General features: G+C 63.6%; 9 protein-coding genes and 1 tRNA gene. 6 read left to right on the top strand and 4 right to left on the bottom strand.

Annotated elements, in window-relative coordinates; genetic code table 11:
- Positions 1-146 precede the first annotated feature (146 nt).
- The 5 genes from GC162_15980 to GC162_15960 all read left to right on the top strand — a co-directional run bounded on the left by GC162_15980 (position 147) and on the right by GC162_15960 (position 4,051).
- Complete coding sequence (locus GC162_15980; protein MBI1370139.1) at positions 147-356, top strand: hypothetical protein; 210 nt, start codon at positions 147-149, stop codon at positions 354-356.
- A 124-nt stretch (positions 357-480) separates the two neighbouring features.
- Entirely contained in the window at positions 481-1,146 is a 666-nt protein-coding gene (locus GC162_15975) for a hypothetical protein (GenBank protein ID MBI1370138.1), read from the top strand.
- Positions 1,147-1,318: 172 nt separating this feature from the next.
- A complete protein-coding gene (locus GC162_15970) occupies positions 1,319-2,191 on the top strand; it encodes a protein kinase (GenBank protein ID MBI1370137.1) in 873 nt (290 codons plus the stop codon).
- 122 nt (positions 2,192-2,313) lie between these two features.
- Positions 2,314-3,300, top strand: coding sequence for a YHYH protein (locus GC162_15965; GenBank protein ID MBI1370136.1), 987 nt, complete (start codon positions 2,314-2,316; stop codon positions 3,298-3,300).
- Positions 3,301-3,340: 40 nt separating this feature from the next.
- Positions 3,341-4,051: a DNA-binding protein gene (locus GC162_15960; GenBank protein ID MBI1370135.1), complete on the top strand. Its 711-nt coding sequence runs from the start codon at positions 3,341-3,343 to the stop codon at positions 4,049-4,051.
- Positions 4,052-4,112: 61 nt separating this feature from the next.
- Here GC162_15960 and GC162_15955 read toward each other — a convergent pair.
- From GC162_15955 to nrdR, 3 genes are all read right to left on the bottom strand, one after another.
- Positions 4,113-4,186 (bottom strand) — tRNA-Cys (locus GC162_15955).
- A gap of 127 nt (positions 4,187-4,313) precedes the next feature.
- The gene (locus GC162_15950; protein ID MBI1370134.1) at positions 4,314-5,213 is read right to left on the bottom strand and encodes a thioredoxin fold domain-containing protein; all 900 of its coding nucleotides are present in this window, start codon (positions 5,211-5,213) and stop codon (positions 4,314-4,316) included.
- Between the two features lie 59 nt (positions 5,214-5,272).
- On the bottom strand, positions 5,273-5,767 hold the full coding sequence (gene nrdR / locus GC162_15945; protein ID MBI1370133.1) for a transcriptional repressor NrdR: 495 nt from the start codon (positions 5,765-5,767) through the stop codon (positions 5,273-5,275).
- 666 nt (positions 5,768-6,433) lie between these two features.
- On the opposite strand from nrdR, the gene GC162_15940 reads away from it, so the two are divergent.
- A complete protein-coding gene (locus GC162_15940) occupies positions 6,434-7,189 on the top strand; it encodes a dienelactone hydrolase family protein (protein MBI1370132.1) in 756 nt (251 codons plus the stop codon).
- Positions 7,190-8,075: 886 nt separating this feature from the next.
- On the opposite strand, the gene GC162_15935 is transcribed toward GC162_15940, so the two are convergent.
- Positions 8,076-12,434, bottom strand: coding sequence for a hypothetical protein (locus GC162_15935; protein ID MBI1370131.1), 4,359 nt, complete (start codon positions 12,432-12,434; stop codon positions 8,076-8,078).
- Between the last annotated feature and the right edge of the window lie 12 nt (positions 12,435-12,446).

Genomic DNA, 12,446 nt, shown 5'->3' with positions numbered 1-12,446 from the left:
CGCGATACGTCCCCGCGGCGTTGTCGCATTCAAGGCGCGGCAAGTCGCCCGGTCAATGCACCATCGTCGCCAAGTCACTGGAAAGTTTGCCCGCCGGCAAGTAAACTGGCGCTTGTATCGCCACCCCGACGGAGCGGGATCGTCCCATGAAGCAACTGTTGATCATCACATGCCTCGTCTTTGCCGCTGCCGTGCTCAGCGGCTGCGAAAAGCCGCTTTTCCCCAAGGATCTCCCGCGCACGCAGTACGAACGCTACGACCGGCTCCGCGGACGCTATATCCCGCAGGAAGAGCAGAACGCCTACGGCGGCAATGAACCGGCCCTGCGCGATCGGCTGACCCCGCCGGCCAACTGACCGGCTGGTTATCCGACGATTTTGTGACTTTTTTGAGTACATCGACAGATTTACGCAAGTTTTCCCGCATATCATGCCGACGTATCGTGTATCCACATTCGCCCCCTGCGATAAGGTGAAATAAGTGCCCCCCAGAGCCAAGCCCAACGCGAACCTTTTCGACCGCCGCACCGTCGTGGTCTGGGTCGCGTTGATTGTCTCGATGACGTTCGTGAGCGGGGTGCTTTTGATGCTCGAACCGGCTCCTTTGGCGCCGTCGGTCGGGCCGGTCTTGACGGTGCTGGATGCCGGTCCGCGCGGGGCCGATACGCTCTTCGCCACCCAAGCCCCGATCGAAGCCGGCCGCTGGCAGGCGATCGTCGTCCATGATTCGCGCACCACGCACGGCGACGCCCGCACGCTCGGCGCCGCTCATCAGCAGCTCGGCTACGGCGGGCTCGTCTACGATTTCGTGATCGGCAACGGCGACGGCGCCCCCGATGGCGAAATTCAGACGGGCTACCGCTGGTCACGCCAGATGGACGCCGCGGCGGTCCGTGGCACCGCCGATGACGCGTGGTACAACCGGCATGCCATTCATGTCTGCCTCATCGGCGACGGTAATCAGGCCGCTCCGACCTCGATGCAGATGGATCAGCTTCTACGCCTCGTCACCGCGCTTCAGTACCGCCTGCACATTCCCTCCGACCGCGTCCTGCTGCTTTCGAATATCACTTCGACGGACAGCCCGGGCCTGCTTTTCCCGGCCAGTTCCTTCCGTCAGCAGCTTCTTGATCTGGACGTCCGCTAATCCAATTGTTAGGATAGAATGATCCGAGTCAGGGGCGGGCAGTTCAGTTGGACGCCGCTTCGGTCGATCATTGGCGAAGTCGTAAAGCTTGTTCTTATGGCACTCGGATTGACGGACGAACTCTGGGACCTGATGCATACGCGCAAGCGGCGATGCTGTTTGAAAGAGGGGAATCGTGGCGAACCTGGCCGGGAAAATTGAACGGATTGGCGGATACAACGTCGTCGCGGTGCTCGGACACGGCGCCGGCAGCACCATCTACGCCGTCCAGCAGAAACGGGATCATCAGCTTTTCGCCCTCAAGCGCGTCGTCCGCGAGCGGCCCGAACAGCAGAAGTTCGTCGATCAGGTGTTGATCGAATACGAAGTCTCCAAGGCCGTCGATCACCCGACCATCCGCCGCTGCTACAAAGTCAAACGCGTCCGCAAGTTCTTCTCGCTCTCCGAAGCCATGCTGGTCATGGAACTTGTCGATGGGCGCAGTCTCGTGCAGAACAAGCCCACGAACATGCGCGAGCTGGTGCGCGTCTTCCTCGCCGTCGCCAGCGGGCTCGCCGCCATGCACAAGGCCGGCTACGTCCACGCCGACATCAAGCCCAACAACATCCTCCTCACCGACCGTGGCGAGGTGAAGATCATCGACCTGGGGCAGGCCTGCCGCATGGGCGCGGTCAAGGACCGCATCCAGGGCACGCCCGACTACATCGCCCCCGAGCAGGTCCACCGCATCGCCCTGACCGGCAAGACCGACATCTTCAACTTCGGCGCCACCATGTACTGGTGCCTCACCGATTCGCACATCCCCACGCTCATCCCCAAGGGCGGCTCCGGCGAAATGATCCGCAAGGAGGACATGGAGCTTCGACCGCCCGTCGACCTCAACCCCAAAGTCCCCCTCGGGCTCAACAGTCTCGTCCTCCACTGCCTTCAGTTCCTCCCCGAAGACCGCCCCGAGTCCATGGCCGAAGTCCGCTCGCGACTCGAAACGATCCTCCTGAAAATCGACCGCGAGCAGAACGTCCCGGCTCAGGCCTCCGGCAAGTAACGCACGCATTTGAATGAAGCTCAGGCCTTCCAGGCATGGGCCCCCTGCGCAATTCGACACGCGCCCCGCGTGTAGGTACATAGTGATCTACTCACACCGTACCTTCCGACCGCGAGGTCCCCATGCAACCGACTTCCCGTTCGTCCCTCGGCACGCTTGTCCGACCGGCCCTGGTGATCGCCGTGCTGGTTCTCGGCGCCATCGCCGCGGCGCAGCAGCAGCGGGCTTTCGAGTCCCGTGTCGCCATCGCCGAACACGACGGCGTCCGCACCATCCGTTCCAACGGTATTCCGAATCACGTGATGGGCGAATTCCCCAACCGCGGGAACCCCAACACGGTGTCGGAACAGAAGTACGAGTTTCATGTCACGATGACCCCGCGCGTCGCCGACCGCATCACGCCGCTGCGCGGCAACCTGTTCGGCGTGGCGATCAACGGCGTGCCCTTCGATCCGGGCACGGCGGAGATATGGACGCCCAACGGACGCGGCCGCATGGGCCCGGGGGCCGGCCCGCCCGATGAATTGTGGAACTACGATGCGCTGTCCGGCAAGATCAACCTCGGCCTCGACGCCAACAACGCCCATGTCCAGCCCACCGGCGCGTACCACTATCACGGCCTGCCCACCGGGCTCATCGCCTCGCTCAGGGAAGGTCAGCGGATGACGCTCGTCGGTTACGCCGCCGACGGGTTCCCGATTTACGCCCGATATGGCTACGTCGATCCGAACAACCCCAACTCCGGCACGCGCGAAATGCAGTCCAGCTATCGCCTCAAGCACGGCCAGCGCCCCGGCGGCGACAAGGCCCCCGGCGGCGCGTATGACGGCACGTATGTGCAGGATTTCGAATACGTCAAAGGCCTCGGCGATCTCGATGAATGCAACGGCCGCGTCGGCGTCACACCCGAATACCCCAAGGGCATCTACCACTATTACCTGACCCGCACGTACCCCTTCGTCCCGCGCTTTTTCCGAGGCACGCCCGATCCGTCCTTCCGCCACGGCCCGCCCGCCGGCGGCCCGGGAGGCGAACGGCGCGGGCCAGGCCCCGGCCCCGGAGGCCCCGGCGGGTTCGGCCCGCCCGATGGCCCGCCGCCGCTGCGATGAGCCACGTTGAGCAATCGCCGCGTGTCAGTATGCTGCGGGGATGCTCGCGCTCGCTCAACAGATCATTGAGCCCATTCCCGGTTTTTACGAGCCGTTCAGTTCGCTTTCGCATCTGATCGGCGCGGGGATCGCGCTGGTGCTCACCGTGCCGCTGATGCGCCGGGCGCGGGGGCATGCGGGTCGCGTGTTTATCGCCGCGCTATTCGCTTTCACCGTGATCTTCCAACTTTCGATGAGCGGCGTGTATCACCTGCTCGGCGAAGGCGCCGGCCGCGAGGTGCTCCAGCGACTCGATCACGCCGCGATCTTCTCGCTGATCGCCGGCACGCTCACGATCGTGCACGGCCTGCTGTTCCGCGGTTGGATGCGGTGGGGTATGATCGGCGGCGTGTGGGCCATGGCGGCGACGGCGATCACGCTCAAGTCGATCTTCTTCGATGATGTGCCCGAATGGATGTCGCTGAGCATGTACCTGGTACTCGGCTGGCTGGGCCTCGTCAGCGGTGCGGCGTTGTGGCGGCGGTTCGGATGGGCGTATGTGCGGCCGATCGTCTGGGGCGGTCTGGCGTACACGATCGGCGCGGTGTGCGAGTTCGTGCGATGGCCGTGGATCTGGCCGAACGTGATCGGTCCGCACGAGGTGTTCCATCTCGCCGTGCTCATCGGCATCGGATGCCACGCCTACTTCGTCTACGGCATCGCCGGCGGACACGTCGATCCGATCACCGTTGTCCGACGCATGGATGAGTAGAAGTGGCGGTAGGGTGATGTACCGAAGCGGCATTCACATCACCGCATCACCCAATCAAAAAAGGCCGCGGTGGGATTTGAACCCACGGATAACGGATTTGCAATCCGTCGCCTTAGGCCACTTGGCTACGCGGCCCGGCGTGACTCACGCACCGACGAACCGGCGGCGTGGCGTCACGGGGATAGAGCGGCGATTGTAGGGCGTTGCGGCGGGCCATTCAAGCCCGACGCAATCTCCCGCTTCAGGGATTCCGGGGACGGGCTCAGTCCTTGAACAGCCGGTCCTTGACGTTCTTGATGAGCTCGACCTTGTCGCCCTGCGGCGCGGCCTCCAGCGCATCGTTGAGATTCTTCAGGGCGCCCGCCTTGTCCTTCTTGTAATACAGACACTGGCTCCGCATCAGGTACAGGTCCTGAGCCGATTGTCCGGTCGGCTTGAGGTTGGCGAAGGCGTCGTCGATGATCTTGATCGCCTCATCGAGGCCCGCCGGGCCGGACTGAAGCGCCTTGCCCGCCTTGTTCTGCACCGCCACGATCTGGTACTTGGCTTTCAGCCCCGCCTCGTTGTTCGCATCCAGCGCGACGATCTGCTCCATCACCTGGTCCTCATTCTCCACGATCAACCCCTCTTCGCTCATCCCAAGTAGCTGATCGAGCTGCTTGGCCTTCTCGACGCCCTCCGCCTTCTCCGCCGCGGCGAGCAGCTCGTCGCGCTTGGCCTTGTAGCCCTGAAGTTTGTGCAGGTGTTCGACATACTTCTCCGGCCCGCCCTCCTGGTAGCCCGTCTTCGCATACGGCTTGCCCGACGCGTCCGTCAGGATAATCGTCGGGAATCCCGTGACGCCGAACTTCTCCATCCATTCCTTGTTCTGCGCCTGCGTCTCCGCGCTGAGCTTGGACTTGTCGTTGGGAAAGTCCAGCTCGACGAGCACGAACTCGTTGGGGATCGAGTTCTTGAACGCCTCCTGACTGAACACTTCGCCGTTGAGCCGCTTGCACCAGATACACCAGTCGGACCCGGTGAAGTCGAGGATCATGTCCTTCTTCTCCGCCGCCGCCTTGGCCATCGACGCCTTCATGTCGCTGGACCATCCCTCGCCGCCGGCAAAGACATTCGAAGCAACCAGCGCGAGCACGAGTAGAGCCGACAGACGTTGACGCATGACCGATCCTTTCGGGGGGTGGTTCTGGTGGGTATGTCGCTGATTATACGCTTAAAAACTCAGAAGAGTTTGCCCTGCGACGGGCCGTCGATCGGGTCGCTTGAGGCGATGACCTCCTTGACCTCTTCCAGCAGGTCCTCGATGTCGCGGAACTGCTTGTACACGCTGGCGAACCGGACATACGCCACGCGATCCACCTGCTTGAGCCGATCCGAAACAAGCTGCCCGATCTCCGTCGAATCGACTTCCCGGTCATACGTGCGGTAAAGCTCATCCTCGACTTCTTCGACAAGCTGTCCGATCCGCTCCGCCGACACCGGCCGCTTGTAGCACGCCTTCGTCAGCCCATTGATGAGCTTCGTCCGGTCAAACGGCACGCGCGAGCCGTCCTTCTTGACGACCATCAGCTTGACCGTCTCCTCGACGCGCTCATAGGTGGTGAATCGGCGGTTGCACGCCAGACATTCCCGCCGGCGGCGGATCACCTTCCCCTGATCGCTCGAGCGGGAGTCGATGACTTTGTCCTGATCTTCGCCGCAGAACGGGCAACGCATGGATACCGCTCCATCGGTGACATGACGGCGCATCCGCCGTCGCGCTGATCCTGTCCGCCATCATACCCGTCGCCCCGCCCGCCGCAAACCGCCGCGAGGCGCCCCCGCGCATCGTCATGTCAATCGCCTCCATCGCTCCCGTCCCGCCGCCCCCGCCTGTAAAACCCGATGCTTCGGGCCTTTCCCCCGCGCACCGCCGAGGCACGGCGCGCCCCGTGCGCACAACCCGATCCAACCCACCCCCGCGCCGCGAAGCCCAATCGCCATCTTCGCCCGCCCCGTGCGCACGACGGTCAAACCCGTGCGCGCTTTTGCCATCCCCATGCGCGATTCGCGCACCATCCATGCACCCGATCGTCCCTTGGTTTCAATAACCAATAACAAATGCCCAATGCCTAATCGCAAATGCATTGGTCATTAGGCATCGGTCAATTGTCATTGGTCATATCGGAACAGAGCGGAACTCCGGACTCCCCGAGTGAGCGTCCCGCCTCCGGGTACGTGCGCAGCCCATGTTCGATATGACTAATGACAAATACCTAATGCCTAATGGCAAATGCATCGGTCTTGACAAATCAGCAATCTCCTTGACGCCTCTTTGCATCGATCCTCCGACTCATGTCATAATGCGCCTCGCACCATCTGACTTTCCCGAGGACCCATCCCTTGATCCTCCTCGACAACGAACACGTCTCCCTCGAAACTCCCTTCGGCCCGATGCGGACGCACATCCTCCGCCCCAAATCCCCCGGTCGATACCCCGGTGTTCTCCTCTACTCCGAAATCTTTCAGGTGACCGCGCCCATCCGCCGCACCGCCGCACTGCTCGCCGGGCACGGGTTCATCGTCGCCGTCCCCGAAATCTATCATGAGCTTGAACCTGCCGGCTCCGTGCTGCCCTACGATCAGGCCGGTGCCGATCGCGGTAACGCACACAAATTCACCAAGGAACTGGCCAGCTACGACGCCGACGCACGCGCCGCCCTCGATCACCTCGCCGCCCGCCCCGACTGCACCGGCAAGCTCGGCGTCATGGGCATCTGCATCGGCGGCCACCTCGCCTTCCGCGCCGCCCTGAACCCCGATGTCCTCGCCGGCGTCTGCTTCTACGCCACCGACCTGCACTCCCGCACGCTCGCTAAGGGCAAACACGACAATTCCCTCGCCCGCGCCGCCGACCTCCGCGCCGAGATGCTTATGATCTGGGGCAAACAAGACCCCCACATCCCCCGCGAAGGCCGGCGACTTATCTACGACACGATGACCGACGCCAACGTGAATTTCACCTGGCACGAATTCAACGCGCAACATGCTTTCCTGCGCGACGAAGGACCGCGCTACGACCCTGCGTTAGCGCTTCAGTGTTATGCGATGGTGGTTGAACTCTTCAAACGGAAACTCGGAGAAGGAGACACGGCGTAGGTTTGGGGAAGCTCCGTGGATTTGGACGAGGGAATGAAATTGGTCATTAGGCATTGGGTATTTGTCAATGGTTATATCGGAATGGAACGCGATCCGCGTAGGGCAGGTCATTGACCTGCCTCCGTTGTGCGAGAAGACGGCAGGTGAATCACCTGCCCTACGCCGCTTCGGCATAAATATTGATGAGGTATTGACTATGATTGATCTTGTCATTCCAACAATATTTGCAATAGTTGGTATAAGTTTGACAATCGAAGGCAAGAGTTTACAGAGACGCTCTGAGCAGGGTAGCCCCGAACATGCGAGGGCAAAACGTTTGCTCATAGGTGCCTTATTTGGATTCGGAGCATGTGGATTAGCATTGGCACATCAAATATTGAGAGCTTATGGTGTTTTTGGGTAATCAAGTAACGGGGGGAAGAAAAGGAAGCGAGGTAGTAGACCAATCATGCTAAACCTGTGGATACAGACGGGTGCCACGGCTTGGCTCGGCAAGCCGTGGCGTTCGTGATTGCGTGCGGCGGACTTCTGGTTGGCTCACGGTTTGGGCGACTCTGCTTTGCGCGGCGCTTCGCAGAGCAAAGAGCGCCCAAACCGTGGCACCCAGCAAATGGAAAATGGAAAATGAATCCGATTTTTCATTGGGGGGAAGGGGACGCGGGGATGGGGACCGGGCCGGGGGCGGCTCGGATGAGGCGCGGAAGGAGAGGCGGCGCGGAGGGGGAGGGGACTCGGAGGAGGCGGGGGGATTCATGTTTGATATGACCAATGACAAATGATCAATGCCTAATAGCAAATGCATTGGTCATTCGGCATTGGGCATTTGAAGTCGCAGGGGGCGAGGGCGGCGTCCCTGCGGGACGGCCGCTAATGGAGGGGCGGGCGGTCAATTGGGTTTGGTGAAGGTCCATCGGCCCCAGAGGCCGGGGGTCAGTTCGGCTTCGCTGGGGACGTCGGCGGTGATGGCGGTGGCTTTGTTGTTCCAGTAGCTGCGTTGGAGGGTTTGGAATCCGTTGCCGCGCAGGACGCCGATGTCGCCGTTGATCGTCTGGCCGGGGGCGGGGTTGAGATCGAGGGCGGCGAGCGGGATGGACATTTCATACATCGCGGCGGCGGGGCGGCCGCGCTCGTCCTTCTCAATGGTGATCGCAAGCTGGACCTGATCGCTCAGATCATCAACGCGATCGATCGTGATCGTGCGCCAGGGCGACGCGAACGGCACCGGTTCCTTCGTGCCCGGCACGACGGCGCGGTAGAGCAGGGCGACGGTCTTGTCCTTGATCTGCGTGATGAGCAGCCGTTCATCGCCCGCCACGGGCTTGCGGCGATTGGGGTCGGCGGCGGGGTCCGAACCGATCATCAGATCAAGACATCCGCCGGTCTTGAAAGGCGCGTTGGGCGTTTCGCCGGAGTTTTTGAGCAGGTCCGGGTCGCGCGTTTTCCATGCGGCGTAGAGCCGATCGCCGGCGACGGCGACGGCGCCGGTGATGTCGTAGGGTTTGGAGTCGCTGTTGAAGTGGGCCGCCACGCCGCGTCGATCGATGACCGCCCACTGCGCTCCGTCCCAGTCATCGAGCTTGCCATCGACCGTTGGCGCTGCGTCGCGCATCGCCACTTTCAGCACGCCCGTCCCGCGCTGGGCCTGTCGCGCCGCTTCCGCTTCGAGCCGCCACGCCTCCGCCTTGCGCAGATCGTCGGCGGTCAACTGCATCGCAACGTCCGGCAGGCGGCGGATCGACTCAAGCCCGTCCACCCGCACGAGCGCGGACCGCGCCCCGTCGCACAGATAAATGTTCCCATCGCTGGTCTGCGCGATCGTGGGGAAGAAGTTCTCATCGTGCAGGGTCACGTCATTGAGCAGCATGTCGCGCTGGGCCTTGGGCATGGTCCACGGTTGCCCGGTGCGCGCATCCTGAAAGAGCTGCGCGACGAACAGGCCGTCGGCGGTGAAGACGTACATGTCGCCGCTGTTGCCGTTGATGCACCAGAGCGGGCCGGCATCGGAGTCGTGCGGCGTGACGAAATCGCCGAGCAGTCGCGTGGAGCCGATGACCTCGCCGCGGAACGTCGGCGTGGGCGCTTCGTGCGAGGCATGCAGTCCCGGCCAAAGACTCGGATAGCTCCATAGGGGTTTGCCGTCGCGCAGCCCGCCGAAACCCTCGCGCGCGAACGGCTCGGGCGCGACGGTCAGCACGGTCCAGCCGGTGTCGCTGATCATCGCCTGATCGCCGCCGGATGAGGCGGGGTTCTGGGCGCCTTCCGCGAGGACATTTGCGGCGGCAAGATCGTAAATCGGCACGCCGGCGTCGGTGAAATTCACCGGCGCATACCGCATCGCCTTGCCGTCGACGCGGGAGACGAGAATGGACAGGTCGCGCGCGAAGGTGACGCCGCCGCTGTTCGCCTTGATGATCGTGACTTCGTCGGGTTCGACGGAGCCATTGGCGTTGACATCGCTCCAGACGAACATCGCGGGGTTCTTCCACGGGTCGCCGGCGAGATTCACGCCCTCGGGCCAGCGCGGCTTGAAGGCGTCGGTCTTGAGCAGTTTCCAATCCGCCGCGCGGCCGAACGAAGCGACGACCCTGGCGACATGATCCCGCATGATCCACAGCGCGACGGTGCTCATGCCGCCGGTCGGATTGGAGTTGTAGCAGTTGGTCATGTACTGCCGGTCGCGGAGATAGATCGGCGTCTGAGGCGGCCCGGCGCGGAACTGATCGCGCGTCACATCCGAATTTTCACGGAAGAAGATCGCGGCGGGTTGGGATTCGCCCTTGTCCCAGTCGAGTTTGAACTCGACGCCGTCGTAGTAGAAGCGCGTGCGGTCGCGCGGATCGAGCGAGCCGCCGCCGCCGTAGCGACACGGTCCGTAGAAGGCATGGACCAGTTCACCGTCGCGGGTCCACACGCTCACGCGCTTGGGCTGAAAGTCGTTTTCGGCGACCCAGATGTGGCCGCGTTCGTCGATGGTCAGCCCGTGCGGATGATTCATGTGGAGCGGGTCATAGAGTCCGTCGGCGGGCGGGCCGGCGTGGCCGATGACGTTGATGAGTTTGCCGGTTTCGTCGAAGACTTTGACCTGATGCGATGTGCCCTGATCGCTGATGCAGATGCGGCCGTCGGGGTCCGTCGCGAGGCCGACCGGGTCATCGAGGCCGGCGTCGATGAGTGTTTTCGTCTGCGAGGATGCGCCGGGATCATGGGCGTCGAGCGTCAGGCGCAGCAGTTTCGTGCCGGACAGGACGAGCAGGCGGCCGCTGTGATCGAAGGCAAGACCGCGGGGACTTTGGATCGGCGTGCGCCCGAGCGTGTTGCCGGTGCGGGCGTCGATGAAGATCAGCGCGCCGACCTGGCGCAGACTTGCGGCGATCAGTCCGTCGTGCACCGCGAGTCCCCCAAGCTGGGCGATCCAGTGCGTATCGCCATCGTCTTCGGACGCGGGTGTGAACGGATATTTGACGATGGCCTTGTCGCCCTTGGCGGTCAGTGCGGTGAGGCGCAGTTCGCCGTGCGTGCGGTCCTTGTTGTCCGAGGCGGCGGTCCATGTCGCGCCGACGTAGGCGTACACATCGGGCAGGGCGTGATCGCCCGTGTCGCGCGTCAGATACGGCGCCGCCGTCCAGTTCCCGCCGACCCAACCGCGTCCGCCGATCTTGTTGCCGTCGAGGTCCACCCACGCCAATCCCGCGCCGCCTTCCGACACCGCGCTGCCGAGGTAGATCATGGGCTTGCCCGTCGGCGAGGGCGCGCCGGGCACATACAGCGCCGCCTGCGGAGGCGTGTGATTCGTGAGCCATCCGCCGGACGTGTCGGCCGTGCTCCACGGCGGATTGCCCCGGTTGTAGACGGAGAATTCGTAACGCAGATCGATCGACTTGTGATAGAGCCCGCGGATGTGATATGTGCCCGGCTCGACCGGCTGCGTCGGCACGTGATACACGCCGTGCCGCGGCGCATCTCGATCGCGCTCCAGATCATCCGACCCGTCCCACCATGCGACATTCTCCCCCGCCGGATACGGCTCGTCGGCGATCAGGTTCCGCACGCGCTTGCCGGCGGCGTCTTCGATGACGAGCGTGACATTACCCGGCTCCGGCAGCGTGAAGCGCACCGCGATCGGCGGATGCGTCTCGCTCGCCTGCTTGGGCAAAATCGCCGACGCAACATCCGCATCGCCCAGCGGCATCATCGCCATCAGCTCATTGACCCATACGCGTCGCCCGTCCTTCGTCCGCCCCTTCATGTGCGGATGCCCCTCGCGCGCGACGCCCGTCAGACGAAGCCGAATCGCCCGCGTCGTGATCGGCTTGTCGAGGTCCATCCTCTGAGGCCAGAACTGATACGGATACCCCTCCTCCTTCAACTCGAATGGCGCGATGTTCCGCCACGCCGCCGACTCCGATCCGCGCGGCGGCGATGCGGCGTCGCCCGTGTACACATCCAGTTCCGCCGCACCGAAGCCCGCACGCAGCGCCTCCAGCCCGCTGAGCGTCACCGCGCGCGGCCAGGTCAGCGTGATCCATTCCGCATGCTCCGGCGAAATCGTCGCCGACCCGCCCTCGGCGCCGTTGTCCCACGGACTCCAATCCTCGTCCTTCATGTTGTTGAGCTTGCCCGCCGCTTCGTCGCGCGCGCTGGCGGTGACCATCGCCTGCGGCGCCAGATTGACGAGGCGCTGCGTCAGCACCACCGCGCCGCCGAGGTAGCCCGTGTAGATCGAATCGGCGACGTCGGCGATGTGCGTGAAGCGGATCGCGCGCGTCCGCGTGCCCGGCTTGAGGACCCAGACGGCCAGCTCCTTCTTGTCGACCTCGGTATCGGCCACGGTGCCGTTGTCGAGCCGCGCCGCCGGCTCCCAGTCCGCGTCATTGTTCAGGTCGCCGGGGTAGGTCGCATCGGGTTTGAGCACGCTGAGGCGCCCGCCGCCGCTCACGAGAATCGACCCGATCGCCACCGGCGCTTTGAAGGCGACGCGCAGATGGCGCGGGCCCGGCTCCGATGACTCGCCGAAGGTCACGCCATGCAGCGACGGCCGACTGTCCCGTGTCCAGATCAGCGTTCGATTCGGATCGCGGTCGACGACAAAGGGTTGCTCCTTGCCGTTGACCCATTCCGCCTGCGCCGCCGTGTCCAGGTCCGCCATGCTGATGGGCGACTGCGCGATGCCGGTCTCGGCGCGGGCCGCGGGGTTGAATGTGAACACGAGTACGAGCACGGTGACGAACGCAAATCGCATCATCATTGATTTCATGGC

The organism is Planctomycetota bacterium (genome assembly GCA_016125255.1).
In the GTDB taxonomy this organism is placed as follows: Bacteria; Planctomycetota; Phycisphaerae; order Phycisphaerales; family Zrk34; genus RI-421.
Note: the sequence above shows the minus strand (reverse complement) of the source record. Positions and strands in the feature narration are given on the sequence as shown.

Coding starts and splice junctions, on each gene's coding strand:
- nrdR (MBI1370133.1), bottom strand. CDS start 5,767: ATGCGTTGCCCGTTCTGCGGCGAAGATCAGGACAAAGTCATCGACTCC.
- GC162_15965 (MBI1370136.1), top strand. CDS start 2,314: ATGCAACCGACTTCCCGTTCGTCCCTCGGCACGCTTGTCCGACCGGCC.
- GC162_15950 (MBI1370134.1), bottom strand. CDS start 5,213: ATGCGTCAACGTCTGTCGGCTCTACTCGTGCTCGCGCTGGTTGCTTCG.
- GC162_15935 (MBI1370131.1), bottom strand. CDS start 12,434: ATGATGATGCGATTTGCGTTCGTCACCGTGCTCGTACTCGTGTTCACA.
- GC162_15960 (MBI1370135.1), top strand. CDS start 3,341: ATGCTCGCGCTCGCTCAACAGATCATTGAGCCCATTCCCGGTTTTTAC.
- GC162_15980 (MBI1370139.1), top strand. CDS start 147: ATGAAGCAACTGTTGATCATCACATGCCTCGTCTTTGCCGCTGCCGTG.